This is a genomic window from Pseudomonas lyxosi (assembly GCF_047758685.1).
Classification (GTDB): Bacteria; Pseudomonadota; Gammaproteobacteria; order Pseudomonadales; family Pseudomonadaceae; genus Aquipseudomonas; species Aquipseudomonas lyxosi.
Window position 1 is genome coordinate 317,532 of sequence record NZ_CP180481.1, and the last position, 18,112, is coordinate 335,643.

An 18,112-nucleotide genomic window follows, 5' to 3' on the forward strand; every position below is an offset into this window, starting at 1 on the left:
AGATGACCGTGCTCAAAGCACTCAAGAAAATGTTCGGTAAAAGCGAGACTGAGCAGCTCGCGCCAGTCTCCAGCGCTCCGTCTCACCATCCCAGCCACCGCACCGACGGTAATCAGTCTGGTCGGACCGCAGCCGTAGCGGTACCGAAGCACGAGCCGATGACCACACCGGCCGTCCAACCCGTTGAGGCTCAGGCCTCTGAAGAACCAAGCAGCGAAGCTGCGAAACCTGCCCGACCGCGTCGCGACCCCAAGCCAAAAGCACCGGTTATCCCCTGGAAACTCGAAGACTTCGCCGTCGAACCCCAGGAAGGCAAAACCCGTTTCCACGATTTCAAACTCGCCCCCGAACTGATGCACGCCATTCAGGACCTGGGCTTCCCGTATTGCACGCCGATCCAGGCACAAGTCCTCGGCTTCACCCTGGCCGGCAAAGATGCCATTGGCCGCGCCCAGACCGGCACCGGCAAAACCGCAGCGTTCCTGATTTCGATCATCACCCAGTTGCTGGAAACCCCGCCGCCGAAAGAGCGTTATATGGGCGAGCCGCGGGCGCTGATCATTGCACCGACCCGTGAACTGGTAGTGCAGATTGCCAAGGACGCAGCCGACCTGACCAAGTACACCGGCCTCAACGTCATGACGTTCGTTGGCGGCATGGACTTCGACAAGCAGCTCAAGCACCTCGAAGCCCGTCATTGCGACATCCTCGTGGCCACACCAGGTCGTCTGCTGGACTTCAACCAGCGCGGCGACGTGCACCTGGACATGGTCGAAGTCATGGTCCTGGACGAAGCCGACCGGATGCTCGACATGGGTTTCATCCCACAAGTGCGTCAGATCATTCGCCAGACTCCGCCGAAGAACGAGCGACAGACACTGTTGTTCTCCGCGACCTTCACCGAAGACGTGATGAACCTGGCCAAGCAATGGACCACCGACCCGTCGATCGTCGAGATCGAGTCGCAGAACGTGGCCAGCGAAAACGTCGAGCAACACATCTACGCCGTCGCCGGTGCCGACAAATACAAACTGCTCTACAACCTGGTCAACGACAACGGTTGGGAACGGGTGATGGTGTTCGCCAACCGCAAGGATGAAGTGCGACGCATCGAAGAACGCCTGGTGCGCGATGGCGTCAACGCCGCGCAACTGTCCGGCGACGTGCCTCAGCACAAGCGCATCAAGACCCTGGAAGGTTTCCGCGAAGGCAAGATCCGCGTCCTGGTCGCCACCGATGTTGCCGGTCGCGGCATCCACATCGACGGCATCAGCCATGTGATCAACTTCACCCTGCCGGAAGTCCCGGACGACTACGTGCATCGCATCGGTCGTACCGGTCGTGCCGGCGCCGATGGCGTGTCCATCAGTTTTGCCGGTGAAGACGACTCCTACCAGCTACCGTCCATCGAGGCGCTGCTGGGTCGCAAGATCAGCTGCGAAACGCCACCGACGCATCTGCTGCGGGCGGTTGAACGCAAACGCCCGTAACGCGGGTCGCACTAAAAGAGGCGCAGCCGGAAACGGACTGCGCTTTTTTTTCGTCCGGACATTGATCGAGACAACTAAAAGTCCATAATGGACAAATTAGTTTACTTCCAGCTCCCGGAGCCGACCATGTCCAGTACGCCTTACGTGATCACCCAAGCTCAGGCCAGCGAGTTGCTGGCGCAGGTCGACGTGCCGCAGATCCTGCGCAAACTGTTCCGCGACCTGGCCGCCGGGCAAGCTGTGCAACCGGCGCAGCAACTGGTGGAATTCCCGCAGGGCGCTGGCGACTTCATCAACTACCTGGGCGTATTGGCCGAAGACGGCGTGTACGGGGTCAAGACTTCGCCGTACATCGTGCGCGAACAAGGCCCGCTGGTGACCGCCTGGACGCTGCTGATGTCGATGCAGACCGGCCAGCCGTTGCTGCTCTGCGATGCCGGTGAACTGACCACGGCACGCACCGCCGCAACAACCGCAGTGGCGGTCGACGCCCTCGCCCCGCTCAAGGCCCGACGCCTGGCGATCATCGGCAGCGGCAAGGTCGCCCAAGCCCACTTGCACTACGTCAAAGGCCTGCGGGACTGGCAGAGCATCAGCCTCTACTCGCCGAGCCTGAGCGACAAGAATCCCGAGGTATTGGCGCAACTCCAAAGTCTCGATCCACGCCTGACCATCGTCGACAGTCGTGAAGCAGCGGTTCAAGACGCCGACGTGATCATGCTCTGCACCTCGTCCGCAGGCCCAGTGATCGACCCGTCAAGCCTGAGCAAACCGGCACTGATCACCTCCATCAGCACCAACGCGCCGCGGGCCCATGAAGTGCCGCCGCAGAGCCTCAATGACATGCAGGTGTTCTGTGACTATCGTCTGACCACCCCGGGCTCGGCCGGCGAGATGCTGATTGCCGGTGAACAACATGGCTGGGACAAGGGCGCGATCATCGGCGATCTGCCCGATCTGCTCAGCGAAAAAGTCCAGCGCCCCGACTACGACCGCCATGTGTTCTTCCGCTCCATTGGTCTGGGTCTGGAAGATATCGCATTGGCCAATGCCCTTTATCAATTGCAACGGCACGGCGCTTGAGCCCGGCCCCACAGGAGACGTTCATGAGCCAGGCAGATTTCATCATCATCGGCGGCGGGATTGCCGGCGCTTCCACCGGTTTCTGGTTGTCGCAGCAGGCCCGAGTGATCGTGCTCGAACGCGAGTCCCATCCGGCTTACCACTCCACCGGACGTTCAGCCGCACTGTTCACCGCCGCTTACGGCACACCGCAGGTTCGGGCGCTGACCCAGGCCAGCCGCGACTTCTTCGACTCCCCTCCGGCCGGTTTCTGCGAACACCCGCTGCTGACCCCGCGTGGCGAGATGACCGTGGACTTCACCGGTGACCCGGCCGAGCTGAACAATCAATACCTGAGCGCCAAAGCCACGGTGCCGGAGATGCAGCTGCTCAGCGCCGACGAGGCCTGCGTGCGCCTGCCGATTCTGCGTCGGGAAAAAGTCCATGGTGCGATTTACGACCCGACCGCCAGCGACATCGACACCGATGCCTTGCACCAGGGTTACCTGCGCGGTATCCGGCGCAATAAAGGCGAAGTTCATACCGACAGTGAAGTCCTGAGCCTGACCCGTGACGCCGAAGGTGTATGGCACGTACAAACCAACGGTCAGACCTTCAGCGCCCCGATCATCATCAACGCGGCAGGCGCCTGGGCCGACAAAATCGGCGAGCTCGCCGGTGCCAAACCACTGGGCCTGCAACCCAAACGCCGTGCGGCGTTCATCTTCGCCGGCCCCGAGGGCGTGGACATCCACCATTGGCCAATGCTGGTCAGCCTCGACGAATCCTTCTACATGAAGCCCGACGCCGGAATGCTCCTCGGCTCGCCAGCCAACGCCGACCCGGTGGAACCGCACGACGTGCAGCCTGAAGAGCTGGACATCGCAATGGGCATCTACCAGATCGAAGAAGCCACCACCCTGACCATCCGCCGTCCGACCCGCACCTGGGCCGGCTTGCGCAGTTTCGTGAGCGACGGTGATTTGCTGTCCGGTTTCGATCCGCAGGTGCCGGGGTTATTCTGGGTAGCAGCACAAGGCGGTTATGGCATCCAGACCTCGCCGGCCATGGGCCAGGCCAGCGCTGCACTGGTACGCGGTGAAGCCTTGCCCGAGCAACTGACTCGCTTCGGTCTGAACCCCCAGATGCTCTCCCCTTCGCGACTGGGCTGACTTTCGGACGCAGGTGACGTGCAGACACGATTACGGCAAACTTCCAGCGCCCTTTTTTGACGGGGCGGTGATGCTGTCTGGAGCTCCACTTTATGAACGCCCAAGAACAAGAACCAGCCGGTGATGACTCTGCATTGAAGAGCTCACCGCTGGATAACTTCCGCGCGATCGCCGATGCCATCGCCACGTTGTTCTTTCCTCACGCCGAGGTGGTGCTGCACGATCTGCGCACACAGAAGGTCGACTACATCGCCAACAACCTGTCCAAACGGGAAATCGGTGACGACTCGGCGCTGGAAGACATGCTCAGCGAAGAAATCAGCGAACGAAACATCGGGCCGTACGAAAAGCTCAATTGGGATGGCCAGAAGATTCGCAGCCTCAGCAGCGTGCTGCTCGACAGCGAAGGTCACCCGCTGGCGATGCTGTGCATCAATCTGAATATTTCGTTGTTCGAAAATGCCAAGGCCGCGCTGGACCTGTTCCTGTCGCCGAGCAAGTTGATTCCGCAACCGGACTCGCTGTTTCGCGATGACTGGCAGGAGCGGATCAACACCTTCCTCCACGCCTGGCTGCGCGAACGTCAGCTGAGCCTGAACCTGCTGACCCGTGACCATAAACGCGAACTGGTGCTGGCACTGCATGCCGAGGGCGCCTTCAAAGGCAAAAGCGCCTCCAACTATGTGGCGAACGTGCTGAACATGGGGCGGGCGACGGTGTACAAACATTTGAAAGAATTGAAGGGCTGAAACCTGTGGCGAGGGAGCTTGCTCCCTCGCCACAGAGTACCCGGCGTTAGCGTTACTCCAGCGCCGAAGCCGGCCCGAAGAATTCGTAACGGCTTTGCTTCTCCGGCACACCCAACGCTTTCAGGTGACGCTTGACCGCCGCCATGAAGCCTTTAGGACCGAGGAAGTAAGCGTCCAGATCGCGCTGCTGCGGCAGCCACTCGCCCAGTTGCTCCTGGCTCAACAACCCAACCTTGTCCGCTGCCGGGCTGATGCCGTCGTCTTCGTCGTAGCAATAGAAGCGTTTGAGTTGCGGATGACGCTCGGCCAAGCCATCGATCCAGTCGCGGAAAGCATGAACGCTACCGTTGCGCGCGCAGTGGATAAAGTGCACCGGCCGCTCGGTCGCCAACGCCGCTTCGAGCATCGCCAGCGTCGGAGTGATGCCGACGCCGCCGCTGATCAGCACTAATGGTTTGTCGCTGTCGGTCAGGGTGAATTCGCCCGATGGCGGGAACAGCTGAATGCTGGAGCCCACATGCAGCTGATCGTGCAAATGGTTGGAGGCGCGGCCACCGGTTTCACGTTTGACGCTGATCCGGTACTGGCCCTTGTTGGCCAAGGCCGACAGTGAATAGTTACGACGAATCTCTTCGCCATCGAGGATCAGTTTCATACCGATGTACTGGCCGGGTTCTGCCGCCAGAATCGGGCCTTTGTCGGCCGGTTCGAAGTAGAACGAAGTGATTTCCGCGCTTTCCTCGACCTTGGCCACCACGATGAATTCCCGCGCCCCGCGCCAGCCGCCCGGTGCCTGTTCCTTCTGGTCGTAGATACTGGTTTCGGCGCCGATCAGGATGTCGGCCAATTGACCGTAAGCAGCTCCCCAGGCGGCCATCACTTCAGGTGTGGCGATCTCGTCGCCCAGCACTTCGGAGATGGCTCGCAGCAGACAGGCGCCGACAATCGGGTAATGTTCCGGAAGGATTTGCAGGGCCACGTGCTTGTTGATGATCTTGGCCACCAGGTCGCCCAACTGGTCGAGCTGGTCAATGTGTCGTGCATACATCAAGACACCATTGGCCAAAGCGCGTGGCTGATCGCCGCTGGCCTGGTGGGCCTGGTTGAACAGCGGGCGGACTTCCGGGTACTCGGACAGCATCATGCGGTAGAAATGAGTGATCAATGCTTCGCCACCGCTTTCCAGCAAGGGCACGGTGGATTTGACGATTGCACGGTCTTGAACGCTAAGCATAAGGTGACTCCTGATCTACTTGGATTGCTAACTGACTGCCTTGTACTTATCAGTTTCCGTGCCAGAAGATAAAACCTTATAAATCAATTAGTTAATTTCTTTATAGTCATATAGACACACCCTGACTTATAGTCATACCGACTACATGGAGTCACTATGACTGCAAAAGCCTTGCTAACCACCCTGCTGCCACTGGTCGCCGACCTGTCCCGCGAACTCCCCGAAGGCGAGCGTTATCGGCGCTTGCTCGAAGCCATGCGCGCCTTGCTCCCGTGCGATGCTGCCGCCCTGCTGCGCCTTGATGGCGAATGGCTGGTGCCACTGGCCGTCGACGGGTTGAGCACCGACACCCTCGGCCGACGCTTCAAAGTCAGCGAACACCCGCGTTTCGAAGCGCTGCTCAGCAGCCACGGCCCGACCCGTTTCGCCGCCGACAGCGAATTACCCGACCCTTACGACGGACTGGTCGATGGCCTCGATGATCATCTGGAAGTCCACGACTGCATGGGTTGCCCGCTGTTTATCGACGAGCGTCCATGGGGTTTGCTGACCCTCGACGCACTCGATCCGGAGCGCTTCGAACCGATCGAGCTGGACGCCCTGGAAGCCTTCGCCAGCCTCGCCGCCGCCACGGTCAACGCCGCCGAGCGCATCGAACGCCTGGCCAATCGTGTCGAAGACGAACATCAGCGTGCCGAGGTTTACCGACAAGCCAGCGGCCAGCAGAACCGCGAGATGATTGGCCAGAGCAAGGCCCACAAACGGCTGGTGGAAGAAATCAATCTGGTTGGCGGCAGCGATCTGACCGTGCTGATCACCGGCGAAACCGGGGTCGGCAAGGAACTGGTCGCCCAAGCCATCCACGCCGCATCGCCTCGGGCCGACAAGCCGATCATCAGCCTCAACTGCGCCGCGCTACCAGACACGCTGGTAGAGAGCGAGTTGTTCGGCCACGTCCGCGGCGCCTTCACCGGCGCGATGAACGATCGACGCGGCAAGTTTGAACTGGCCAATGGCGGCACGCTGTTTCTCGATGAAGTCGGTGAGCTGTCCCTGACCGTCCAGGCCAAATTGCTGCGAGTGCTGCAAAGCGGTCAATTGCAGCGATTGGGTTCGGATAAAGAACATCAGGTGGACGTACGTCTGATCGCCGCGACCAATCGCGATCTGGCAGAAGAAGTGCGCAGCGGCCGCTACCGTGCCGACTTCTATCACCGCCTGAGCGTTTATCCGTTGCTGGTGCCGGCACTGCGTGATCGTGGGCGGGATGTGCTGCTGCTCAGCGGTTATTTTCTGGAACAAAACCGCTCTCGCATGGGCCTCAACAGCCTGCGCCTGAACAGCGATGCGCAGGCTGCATTGCTGGCGTATGCATGGCCGGGCAATGTGCGGGAGCTGGAGCACTTGATTGGCCGCAGTGCCTTGAAGGCGCTGGGTAACTGCAAGGAGCGGCCGAAGATTCTGAGTTTGAGCGCGGCGGATCTGGATTTGCCCAATGGCAGCGTTGAGCTTGCAACCGAGCCAGTCCCTGCCAGCCCTGCTGCTTTGGTCTCGGGAGACTTGCGGGCGGCGACCGAGGATTATCAGCGTCGACTGATCAACGCCTGTCTGGAACGGCACCATAACAATTGGGCGAGTGCGGCGCGTGAGCTAGGCTTGGATCGGGCGAATCTTGGGCGAATGGCCAAGCGATTGGGAATGAAATAACACGGTCCCTTGTAGCAGCTGCCGAAGGCTGCGTTCGAGGACACAGTCCTCGCCAAACCATTCACCGCGCTATATCTGGTGCACCGAGGGCTCGGGATTTACGACTGCTTCGCAGCCGGACGCAGCCTTCGGCAGCTGCTACAGGGATCGCGTTGGTCGGCAATACCGGGGAATAACCCTAAAGCCTGCCCGCAACAAGTCGATAACCCGGCATCGATAGCTGTTGGCGATCCTCGCGATCGCCGATCACCTTTTTCCACAGAAGGTTTTTATGTCTTCAAACAAAGCCCGCGCAGATTCACTTTCGCTTCTGCTGTTTACCTTGCGCAGCGGCAAGCTGATGGCGATCAACCTGCTGAAAGTCAGTGAAATCATCCCCTGCCCGCCGCTGACCAAGCTGCCGGAGTCGCATCCCCACGTCAAAGGCATCGCCACCCTGCGCGGTGCCTCGTTGTCGGTGATCGACCTCAGCCGTGCCATCGGCGAACGGCCGCTGGAAGACCCGAACGGTGGCTGCCTGATCGTCACCGATGTCAGCCGCTCCAAGCAGGGTTTGCACGTTCAAGCCGTGAGCAAGATCGTCCACTGCCTGACCACCGACATCCGTCCTCCGCCCTTTGGCTCTGGCGGCGTGCGTTCGTACATCACTGGCGTGACCTCGGTCGACGGCACATTGGTACAGGTGCTGGACATCGAAAAAGTGATCCATGGCATCGCTCCGGCGCAGATCGAAACGGCCCCGACCGAACTGAGCATGGAAGACGCCGAAGTACTCGGCAACGCGCGGATTCTGGTGGTCGATGACAGCCAGGTGGCGTTGCAGCAATCAGTGCACACCCTGCGCAACCTCGGCCTGCAATGCCACACCGCCCGCAGCGCCAAGGAAGCCATTGACTGCCTGTTGGACCTGCAAGGCACGGCCCAGCAGATCAACCTGATCGTCTCGGACATCGAAATGTCGGAGATGGACGGCTACGCCTTCACCCGCACCTTGCGCGAAACCCCGGACTTCTCGCACCTCTATGTGCTGCTGCATACCTCTTTGGACAGTGCGATGAACAGCGAAAAGGCTCGTCTTGCCGGCGCGAACGCGGTGCTGACCAAGTTCTCCTCGCCAGAACTGACCAAGTGCCTGATCGAAGCAGCCAAGGCTGTCGCTGAACAAGGTCATTGAGGCTTGAGCAAGGAATTCTGCTTTCTGATGCGGCGCAACCTCGCTGAAGTTGTGCCTGCGATCACTTGGCCTCAGGGAATCGTCCTCAGCGAATACCGCCCCGAACTGGCAGAAGCCGTTCATCGTCTGATGGAACTGGGTTATCAGCAAGGTGGCGGTCGCGTGCCGGCACTCGACGTCTGGCAACAGCGTTTTGAAACCGATCCTGAATATGATCCGAGTCTGTGCTTCATTGCCCTGGATGCCGAAGGTATTGTCGGCGTGTGCCAGTGCTGGACCAGCGCCTATATCAAGAACCTGGTGGTGCATCCGCGGGCTCAAAGGCAAGGATTAGGACGCGCGTTGCTGCTACATGCTTTCAACATATTTCAGCAACGGCGCGAAGGTTTTGTGGACTTGAAGGTACTGGAAGATAACCTTCGAGCGCAGCGGCTGTATGAAAGCGCCGGGATGCGCGTGGTCCGCCGGGAACCGGTTCCAGCCTGACATACTCAGAACTTGGTCAATACCCGCCCAAGGATGCCAGAACATGAAAGCCTCAACCCTGACCCTCCTCTGCCTCACTGCTCTCGCCTCCCAGGCCCACGCCTCCAGCCCAGACGCCTGGGCTGCTTACGACAAAGCCGTGCTCGCCAGTTGCACCAAGGCCAGTGGCTTGAAGAATGCCAAACCCGTCGGCAACGCCGCGCAGTTCGATGACCGGGTTGGCTACACCGCATTGCTGTTGCAAGGCCAATACCCGCAAAAACACATGAAAGGCCAGCAAGGCACCGAACTGTGTCTCTATAACAAGAAAAGCAAAACCGCTTACGTCACCGAATGGGACTCCATCCGCCCAACCGCCAAGGCGCAGTGACTGGCGCATAACTTGCTTTGACAGTGGCCTTTGCGGCGGCATTCTGTCGCCGTTTCATGCCCTGATAGGCGACTAAACGCTCAATGAATACGACGTTTTCCTGCGTAGGTTGTGGTAAATGCTGCAACGACCACCACGTGCCCCTGACCTTGACCGAAGCCCGGATGTGGGCGGCCGATGGCGGTCAGGTGATCGTATTGGTGGAAGGTTTCCTGGGCAATGGGCTGGGCCTGCCAGTGCAGCAACGCGAACACGCCGAACGTCGCTCGGTGAGTGTTCGAAGCGGCGCATCCGAGGCGTACATCGCCATCACCTTTGCCGCCTACAACGTCGGTCCTTGCCGGAATCTTGACGACGACAACCTCTGCCGCATCTACGAACGTCGCCCACTGGTGTGCCGCATCTACCCGATGGAAATCAATCCGCACATTCCCCTGAACACTGCAGTAAAGGAGTGTCCGCCCGAGTCGTGGGAAAAGGGACCGGATCTGATTGTGGGGGGAGAATTGGTGGATCAGGAACTGCTCGGATTAATCCAGCGCTCCCGTCAGGCGGATCGCGATGACATTCGGACCAAGGATGCGATTTGCGCGTTGCTGGGGATTCGGACTACAGCGTTGAAGGGCGATGGGTTTACCGCTTATCTGCCGGACATGACGGCGTTTGCGAGGGTCATGGACCAGGTTGCGGCGCAGCCATTGGCTGAGTCAGGCGCTGACTGGTTGTTTCATGTGTCGGGTGAGGACATTGCCGGGCAAGTGCAGGCGGCTGGTGCGCACGTGGCGACAGATACGCCAGTGAACTATGCGTTTATTTCGTTGCGGGCGGCTTGATCCAGAAGGTGTATTGCCTTTGATGGCCCCTTCGCGAGCAAGCTCGCGAAGACGGTAGATCAGGCACCGCAGCGTTTAAAACTCAGCGCTTACCCATCGAACGACGAGTACCGGGAGGCGCTGCGCCGGGGGTCTTGGTATGACCGTTCTTGGCGCCGTTCTTGTACCAGGGCTGGCTGGCGTTCTTCGCTGAGGCCAGGTCGCCCGGCTTGAACGGGAACTTGAACGCCGGGATCTCGGCTTTGGTTTCGCTGTCTGCGCTGGAGTCGACGCTGTCTGGCAGGTCTGCCTGGTCGTCGCTCAAAGCGTCGGCAACCGGCGGTTGTGTCGGGGAAGTCATGAAAGCTCCGGGTGATGCAATAGAGTCGGGCCCGGTCAGCGAGCCGCGAAAGGCGGCAGTATACCTGTGTCGGGAGCTGCAAGCTTCAAGCAGCAAGCGAGTCCGTCGGGTTTTGTGTCTTGGTCGGCCACCTGGCCGCCAAGATCAAAAGATCGCAGCCTCCGGCAGCTGCTGCGGGAGGGATCGGCGTCGACCCGCAGAGGTCCAAACTGACAGCGCCGTCAGTTACCCGTCACCTTCCTGACCGGCGAACAGGTTTATAAAGGAAGGTATAGACCTGAAAAAACTCCGACCTCCCAGCCCCGGCGCCCCACTCGCATGCGAATTCAGAAAAACCCCGCCCTGCTCGCAGCCCTTCTGATCGTTCTGGCAGCGCTGGGCCTGTGGTATGCCATCAAGCCCGCTACCACCAAACTGACCGCGCCCTCTGCGATCCCCGTTCGGGTAGTGAACGTCGTCGAAAAAGACGTCCCCCGCTACGTCAGCGGCATCGGCTCGGTGCTGTCCCTGCATAGCGTTGTGGTGCGCCCGCAAATTGACGGCATCCTCACCAAATTGTTGGTCAAGGAAGGCCAACTGGTGAACAAAGGCGACCTGCTCGCCACCATCGACGACCGCTCGATCCGCGCCAGCCTCGATCAGGCCCGAGCACAACTCGGCGAAAGCCAGGCGCAGTTGCAAGTGGCGCTGGTCAACCTCAAACGCTACAAACTATTGAGCGTCGATGACGGCGTTTCCAAGCAGACCTACGACCAGCAACAAGCCCTGGTCAACCAACTCAAAGCCACCGCCCAAGGTAACCAGGCCTCGATCGACGCCGCTCAAGTGCAGCTTTCCTACACACAGATTCGCTCCCCGGTGACCGGTCGCGTCGGTATTCGCACGGTGGACGAAGGCAACTTCCTGCGCATGACCGACGCTCAAGGCCTGTTCACGGTGACCCAGATCGACCCGATCGCCGTGGAGTTCTCCCTGCCACAGCAAATGCTGCCGACCCTGCAGGGGCTGATCAACGATCCGGAACATGCTCAGGTGAAGGCCTACATCGGCGCCGACACTGACGGCGAAACCGGCAATCTACTGGGCGAAGGTCATTTGACCCTGATCGACAACCAGATCAACGCCAACACCGGGACCATTCGCGCCAAGGCTGAATTCAACAACGCCGGGCAAAAACTCTGGCCAGGCCTGCTGGTGACGGTAAAAATTCAGACAGCGCTGGATAAAGATGCGCTGGTGGTGCCGCCCACGGTCGTACAACGCGGTCTCGATCAACATTTCGTGTACCGGGTCAACGGCGACAAGGTCGAAACCGTTACCGTACAAATGGTCTATCAAGGCAGCGGTCAGGACATCATCAAAGGCGTTAAACCAGGTGATGTACTGGTCAGCGACGGCCAGTCGCGGCTCAAACCCGGTTCGACCGTGCAGGTGCTGACCGAGCCGCCGCAAGTGGTGCAATCGGAGCCGAAACCATGAAGGGCCATGGCTCGGTCTCTGCCTGGTGCATCGACCATCCGGTTGCGACGATTCTGCTGACCTTTGCGCTGGTGCTGCTCGGTGTCATCGCCTTCCCGCGCCTGCCCATCGCGCCATTGCCGGAAGCTGAATTCCCGACCATTCAGGTGGCCGCGCAATTACCCGGTGCCAGCCCGGAGACCATGGCTTCGTCGGTGGCCACGCCGCTTGAAGTGCAATTCAGCGCCATCCCCGGCGTGACTCAGATGACGTCGAGTAGCGCCTTGGGCTCGACCAACCTGACCCTGCAATTCACCCTCGACAAAAGCATCGACACCGCTGCTCAGGAAGTCCAGGCCGCGATCAACACCGCCGCCGGCAAACTACCGAAAGACATGCCGACCCTGCCGACGTGGAGGAAGGTCAACCCGGCCGACAGCCCGGTACTGATCCTCAGCGTCAACTCGACCCAAATGCCCGGTACCGAACTCAGCGACTTGGTGGAAACCTTGCTCTCCCGTCAGATCAGTCAGATCGACGGTGTAGGCCAAATCAACATCACCGGTCAGCAACGTCCGGCGATCCGCGTTCAAGCCTCGGCTGACAAACTGGCTGCCATCGGCCTGACGCTGGCGGACATTCGTCTGGCGATCCAGAACACCAGCCTCAACCTGGCCAAAGGTGCGTTGTACGGTGAGTCAAGCATTTCGACGCTGTCGACCAACGACCAGTTGTTCCACCCTGAGGAATACAGCCAACTCATCGTTTCCTACAAGGACGGCGCCCCGGTTCACCTCAAGGATGTGGCCAAAGTCGTCAATGGTTCGGAAGATGCCTACGTGCAAGCCTGGGCCGGTGATAAGCCTGGGGTGAACCTGGTGATTTCCCGGCAACCAGGCGCTAACATCGTTGAAACCGTGGATCGCATTCAGGCCGCCCTGCCCGGCCTCGAAGCCATGCTGCCGGCGTCAGTACAGGTCAAAGTGCTGGTCGACCGCACCCAGACAATCCGTGCATCGCTGCATGAAGTGGAAGTCACCCTGCTGATCGCGATCATGCTGGTGGTGGCGGTGATGGCGCTGTTCCTGCGCCAGTGGTCGGCGACCCTGATCGTGTCCGCCGTGTTGGGTGTTTCGCTGGTCGCCAGTTTCGCCCTGATGTACATCATGGGTTTCAGCCTGAACAACCTGACGCTGGTAGCGATCGTGGTGGCCGTGGGGTTTGTGGTCGACGATGCGATTGTGGTGGTGGAGAACATTCACCGTCACCTTGAAGCTGGCGACGGCATGCGCGAGGCGGCGATCAAAGGTGCCGGCGAGATTGGTTTTACCGTGGTCTCCATCAGCTTTTCGCTGGTGGCAGCGTTTATTCCGTTGCTGTTCATGGGCGGCGTGGTCGGGCGACTGTTCAAGGAATTCGCCCTGACCGCCACTTCGACGATCATGATTTCGGTGGTGGTCTCACTGACGTTGGCGCCGACGCTCGCCGCGCTGTTCATGCGCGCACCGGTGCATCACGCCCACAGCAAACCTACGTTTGGCGAACGCTTGCTGGCAGGTTATGAAAAACTTCTGCGCCGCGCCCTCGCCCACCAGAAGCTGATGATCGGCGTGTTCGGCCTGTCCCTCGGTCTGGCCATCGCCGGTTACATCTTCATCCCCAAAGGCTTCTTCCCGGTGCAGGACACCGGGTTTGTCCTCGGCACCACCGAAGCTGCCGCCGACATTTCCTACGGCGACATGGTGAAGAAACATCTGGCGATGGCCGAAATCGTCGCGGCGGATCCGGCAGTCGCGGCCTTTTCCCACTCGGTTGGCGTCTCGGGCAGTAACCAGACCATCGCCAACGGTCGCTTCTGGATCTCCCTGAAAAAACGCAGCGACCGCGACGTCTCCGCCAGCCAGTTCATTGACCGGATTCGCCCGCAACTGATGAAAGTCCCGGGCATCGTGCTGTACCTGCGCGCCGGCCAGGACATCAACCTCAGCTCCGGCCCGAGCCGCGCGCAGTACCAATACGTGCTCAAGAGCAACGACGGTGCCGTCCTCAGCACCTGGACCCAGCGCCTCACGGAAAAACTGCGCGCCAACCCGGCGTTCCGCGACATTTCCAACGACCTGCAACTGGGCGGCAGCATCACCCACATCAGCATCGACCGCAGCGCTGCCGCGCGTTTCGGCCTGACCGCCAGCGATGTCGATGAAGCGCTGTACGACGCCTTCGGCCAGCGGCAGATCAACGAATTCCAGACTCAGATCAACCAGTACAACGTGATTCTGGAACTGGACACCAAGCAGCGCGGCAAGGCTGAAAGCCTCAACTATTTCTACCTGCGCTCGCCGCTGAGCGGAGAAATGGTGCCGCTGTCGGCGCTGGCCAAATTTGATGCGCCCACCGTCGGTCCGCTATCCATTGCCCATGACGGCATGTTCCCGGCTGCCAACTTGTCGTTCAACCTGGCGCCCGGTGTGGCATTGGGCGATGCGGTGATCATGCTCAACCAGGCCAAGGCCGACATCGGCATGCCGGCCGCCATGAGCGGCAACTTCCAGGGCGCGGCCCAGGCGTTCCAGAGTTCGCTGGCCAGCCAGCCATGGCTGATCCTGGCGGCGTTGGTGGCGGTGTACATCATTCTCGGCGTGCTGTACGAGAGCTTCGTGCATCCGCTGACCATCATCTCGACGCTGCCGTCGGCGGGACTCGGCGCGGTGATCATGTTGTGGATTTGCGGGCAGGACTTTTCGATCATGGCGCTGATCGGGCTGGTGTTGCTGATCGGGATCGTGAAGAAGAACGGCATCCTGATGATCGACTTCGCCCTCGAAGCGCAACGCAAGAGCGGGCTGCCGCCGGAAGAAGCGATCTACCAGGCCTGTATCACGCGATTCCGGCCAATCATCATGACCACCCTCGCCGCCCTGCTCGGCGCGCTGCCGCTGATGCTCGGCTACGGCACCGGCGCCGAACTGCGCCAGCCCTTGGGGATCGCGGTGGTCGGCGGCTTGCTGGTGAGCCAGGCGCTGACGCTGTTCACCACGCCGGTCATATACTTGTGGCTTGAGCGGCTATTCCATCGGCCAAAACCAGCAGCGTTGCCCGCGCTGGCGACCACAGACTGAGGCGGGGTCATGCGCGTTCTGATTATCGAAGACGAAGGAAAAACCGCGGATTATCTGCACCGCGGCCTGACGGAACAGGGTTACACCGTGGACCTGGCGCGTGACGGCGTTGAAGGCCTGCACCTGGCGCTGGAAAGCGACTACGCGGTGATCGTCCTCGACGTCATGCTGCCGGGCCTCGACGGCTTCGGCGTACTGCGCGCATTACGTGCGCGCAAACAAACCCCGGTGATCATGCTCACCGCCCGCGAGCGTGTGGAAGATCGCATCAAAGGCCTGCGCGACGGTGCCGACGATTACCTTGGCAAACCGTTTTCCTTCCTCGAACTGGTGGCGCGCCTGCAAGCGCTGACCCGGCGCAGCGGCGGTCACGAACCGGTGCAGGTGAGCATCGCCGACCTGTGGATAGATTTGATCAGCCGCAAAGCCACCCGCGCCGGCACGCGCCTGGACCTGACCGCCAAGGAGTTTTCGCTGCTTAGCGTACTGGCACGCCGTCAGGGTGAAATCCTGTCGAAAACCGCCATCGCCGAAATGGTCTGGGACATCAATTTCGACAGCGACGCCAACGTTGTCGAAGTCGCGATCAAACGCCTGCGAGCGAAGCTCGACGGACCGTTCGACGAGAAACTGCTGCACACGATTCGTGGCATGGGTTATGTGCTGGAGAGCCGTGGTGTTTAGGGTAGGTCATCATTCATTTCCTGCGACGCGTTGCCGTCTGAAAGCGGGCCAGGCAAGGCGCAGCCCGAAGGTAAGGGTTGTTTCCTTGCCAAGGGCTGCAACGCAGCATGGCCCGCTTTCAGACGACAACCCGGAGGGCCGAGTCTGCTGTTGCGCAGGGCTGCGTTGCTCGGAGCTTATTTGGAACAACCAAACCGCGCTCCTCGCGCCTTGCCCTGCGCAACAGCAGACTCGGCGCGGCGCAGGAAATGAATGATGACCTACCCTCGCAACTCGATTGCGCTGCGCCTGAGCGGGATGTTCACGCTGGTGGCGCTGCTGGTGTTTCTGTTGATCGGCTGGGCGCTGTATCAACAGGTCGATAAAGGTCTGGGTTTGTTGCCCGAGGCTGAGCTGGACGCGCGCTACAGCGTGCTCGAATCCACCGTCGGCCGTTACGGCACGCCCGAGCATTGGGTGAAGATCAACAACAAGCTCAAGCTGCTCGGCGAGGAAGACAAACGCATCAGTTTCTGGATCATCAGCGGTGATCCGCACTACGAATACGGCAACCTGACGCCGCAGATCCGCGCCTTTGCCGAAGGCCCGCTGGGCATGCGCGACTTGAATCTGCCGGATCAGCCTTATCCGCTGAAAGTGCTGGTCAGCCAATTCCCGGCCAAGGATCAACGCCCGCCGTTGCGCTTCATGATCGGCATCGACACCGAGACGTTTTTGCAGACTCAGCACCATTTGCTGATTGCCCTGATCAGCCTGGCGATCATCGGCGTGTTACTGGCGTCGGCCCTCGGTTATTGGGTGGCGCGGATCGGCCTCAAGCCGCTGATCAAGTTGTCCCAGGAAGCCCAGCGACTGGCCCCGCCATTGCGTTCCGGGCGTTTGAGAATGTCGTCATTGCCGCCGGAGTTGAATCAGTTCGTCAACTCCTTCAACTCGACACTGGAGCGGGTCGAACAGGCTTACTCGCGCCTTGAGTCGTTCAACGCTGACGTCGCCCATGAACTGCGCTCGCCGCTGACCAATCTGATAGGCCAGACCCAAGTCGCGCTGACCCGCGGGCGATCCGCCGAACACTATTTTGAAGTGCTGCAATCGAACCTTGAAGAGCTTGAGCGACTGCGTTCGATCATCAACGACATGCTGTTTCTTGCCAGCGCGGATCAGGGCAGCAAGGCCACCAAACTGACCTCCACCTCGCTGGCCGATGAAGTGGCCACGACCCTGGAATATCTGGATTTCATTCTTGAAGACGCGCAGGTTCAGGTGCAGGTCAGTGGTGACGCGCAGGTGCGGATCGAGATTGCTCATCTGCGTCGGGCGTTGATCAACTTGCTCAGTAACGCAGTGCAACACACTGAGCCCGGCCAGGTGATTGAGGTGCGGATCGAGGTTGAGGAGCATCAGGTCAGCATCGGGGTTGCGAACCCTGGGTCGCCGATTGCCAGCGAGCATTTGTCGCGGCTGTTTGAGCGTTTTTATCGGGTGGATGCATCGCGCAGCAACAGTGGCAACAACCATGGGTTGGGGTTGGCGATCGTAAAAGCGATTGCGCTGATGCACGGCGGGGATGTGTTTGTGCGCAGTGATCACGGCATGAATACCTTCGGCATTCACCTCCCTGTCTAGATTACGTAATCCCCTGTGAATGATCGTTCCCACGCTCCGCGTGGGAATGCAGTCAGGGACGCTCCGCGTCCCATCCCAAGCCGAACGCGGAGCGTCCGTTGAGGCATTCCCACGCAGAGCGTGGGAACGATCAGCGCGCCACTGTTGCTTTAAGCGCAACAGTCCTTTCATGAATCCGCTCTTTTTCCCCTCTCCAATCCCCCTTATCTTTGCCGCACCAAACAGCACTTGCCAAGCAAGAAGGTTTTAAAGATGTCCAACACTATGGGTATTGCCAGCGCTTTCGTTTTGTCCTCTTTGTTTCTGTCTCCGTTCGCCATCGCTGAAGAGTCGCAGACGTTCGTCGCGCAAAATTCCGCACGCACTGCAGCATTCGAAGAGTATCAGAGCGAAATGACGGCCAAGGCTCAGGAAGCTGCGCAAACCCCTCAAGCGTCGACCACTCAAGCCCAGCCACGGGTTGAGAAAGACAGCTGATTATTAAGTATCGCTCTGTTTCCCTCGACACTTTTCATCGGCTCTTCCCTTTGAAAAGTTGTCTTCAAAGCCGCTGCTATCAGCGGTTTTTTTTCGTTGTGATTTTAAACAGCTTCAGTTCGTCTCCCCTA

General features: G+C 60.0%; 16 protein-coding genes. 14 read left to right on the top strand and 2 right to left on the bottom strand.

Translation table 11 applies throughout. The annotated features are described in order from the left end of the window. The first annotated feature begins 2 nt into the window (after nt 1–2). The 4 genes from rhlB to ACMXYI_RS01525 all read left to right on the top strand — a co-directional run bounded on the left by rhlB (nt 3) and on the right by ACMXYI_RS01525 (nt 4,473). On the top strand, nt 3–1,490 hold the full coding sequence (rhlB, locus tag ACMXYI_RS01510; RefSeq protein WP_415771264.1) for an ATP-dependent RNA helicase RhlB: 1,488 nt from the start codon (nt 3–5) through the stop codon (nt 1,488–1,490). A 126-nt stretch (nt 1,491–1,616) separates the two neighbouring features. Then, nucleotides 1,617–2,573 carry an ornithine cyclodeaminase family protein gene (locus ACMXYI_RS01515; RefSeq protein WP_415771266.1) on the top strand — a complete coding sequence of 319 codons (957 nt, stop codon included), beginning with the start codon at nt 1,617–1,619 and terminating at the stop codon, nt 2,571–2,573. Between the two features lie 23 nt (nt 2,574–2,596). Continuing rightward, a complete protein-coding gene (locus ACMXYI_RS01520; protein WP_415771268.1) occupies nt 2,597–3,724 on the top strand; it encodes an NAD(P)/FAD-dependent oxidoreductase in 1,128 nt (375 codons plus the stop codon). Between the two features lie 92 nt (nt 3,725–3,816). Continuing rightward, entirely contained in the window at nt 3,817–4,473 is a 657-nt protein-coding gene (locus ACMXYI_RS01525; protein WP_415771270.1) for a helix-turn-helix transcriptional regulator, read from the top strand. A gap of 52 nt (nt 4,474–4,525) precedes the next feature. On the opposite strand, the gene hmpA is transcribed toward ACMXYI_RS01525, so the two are convergent. After that, entirely contained in the window at nt 4,526–5,707 is a 1,182-nt protein-coding gene (gene hmpA / locus ACMXYI_RS01530) for an NO-inducible flavohemoprotein (RefSeq protein WP_415771272.1), read from the bottom strand. 156 nt (nt 5,708–5,863) lie between these two features. Between hmpA and norR the strand changes: the two genes are divergently transcribed. From norR to ACMXYI_RS01555, 5 genes are all read left to right on the top strand, one after another. Further along, nucleotides 5,864–7,414 carry a nitric oxide reductase transcriptional regulator NorR gene (gene norR / locus ACMXYI_RS01535; RefSeq protein WP_415771274.1) on the top strand — a complete coding sequence of 517 codons (1,551 nt, stop codon included), beginning with the start codon at nt 5,864–5,866 and terminating at the stop codon, nt 7,412–7,414. 271 nt (nt 7,415–7,685) lie between these two features. After that, a complete protein-coding gene (locus ACMXYI_RS01540; protein ID WP_008147551.1) occupies nt 7,686–8,588 on the top strand; it encodes a chemotaxis protein CheV in 903 nt (300 codons plus the stop codon). Between the two features lie 27 nt (nt 8,589–8,615). Next, complete coding sequence (locus ACMXYI_RS01545; protein ID WP_415771276.1) at nt 8,616–9,074, top strand: GNAT family N-acetyltransferase; 459 nt, start codon at nt 8,616–8,618, stop codon at nt 9,072–9,074. Nucleotides 9,075–9,117: 43 nt separating this feature from the next. Further along, the gene (locus ACMXYI_RS01550) at nt 9,118–9,444 is read left to right on the top strand and encodes a hypothetical protein (protein ID WP_415771278.1); all 327 of its coding nucleotides are present in this window, start codon (nt 9,118–9,120) and stop codon (nt 9,442–9,444) included. Nucleotides 9,445–9,527: 83 nt separating this feature from the next. Then, nucleotides 9,528–10,277 carry a YkgJ family cysteine cluster protein gene (locus tag ACMXYI_RS01555; protein ID WP_415771280.1) on the top strand — a complete coding sequence of 250 codons (750 nt, stop codon included), beginning with the start codon at nt 9,528–9,530 and terminating at the stop codon, nt 10,275–10,277. Nucleotides 10,278–10,359: 82 nt separating this feature from the next. Here the strand turns inward: ACMXYI_RS01555 and ACMXYI_RS01560 are convergent, their stop codons facing one another. Further along, on the bottom strand, nt 10,360–10,617 hold the full coding sequence (locus ACMXYI_RS01560; RefSeq protein WP_415771282.1) for a hypothetical protein: 258 nt from the start codon (nt 10,615–10,617) through the stop codon (nt 10,360–10,362). A 318-nt stretch (nt 10,618–10,935) separates the two neighbouring features. Here ACMXYI_RS01560 and ACMXYI_RS01565 point away from each other — a divergent pair, with 318 nt between their 5' ends. From ACMXYI_RS01565 to ACMXYI_RS01585, 5 genes are all read left to right on the top strand, one after another. After that, nucleotides 10,936–12,096, top strand: a complete 1,161-nt coding sequence (locus ACMXYI_RS01565) for an efflux RND transporter periplasmic adaptor subunit (RefSeq protein ID WP_415771284.1) — start codon at nt 10,936–10,938, stop codon at nt 12,094–12,096. Next, nucleotides 12,093–15,194 carry a multidrug efflux RND transporter permease subunit gene (locus ACMXYI_RS01570; RefSeq protein ID WP_415771286.1) on the top strand — a complete coding sequence of 1,034 codons (3,102 nt, stop codon included), beginning with the start codon at nt 12,093–12,095 and terminating at the stop codon, nt 15,192–15,194. The genes ACMXYI_RS01565 and ACMXYI_RS01570 overlap by 4 nt, the downstream gene beginning before the upstream one ends. A gap of 9 nt (nt 15,195–15,203) precedes the next feature. Further along, entirely contained in the window at nt 15,204–15,878 is a 675-nt protein-coding gene (locus ACMXYI_RS01575) for a heavy metal response regulator transcription factor (RefSeq protein ID WP_415771288.1), read from the top strand. 255 nt (nt 15,879–16,133) lie between these two features. Continuing rightward, nucleotides 16,134–17,504 (top strand): heavy metal sensor histidine kinase, encoded by a 1,371-nt coding sequence (locus ACMXYI_RS01580; protein WP_415771290.1) that lies wholly within the window; start codon nt 16,134–16,136, stop codon nt 17,502–17,504. Nucleotides 17,505–17,756: 252 nt separating this feature from the next. Next, entirely contained in the window at nt 17,757–17,981 is a 225-nt protein-coding gene (locus tag ACMXYI_RS01585) for a hypothetical protein (protein WP_415771292.1), read from the top strand. Nucleotides 17,982–18,112 lie beyond the last annotated feature (131 nt).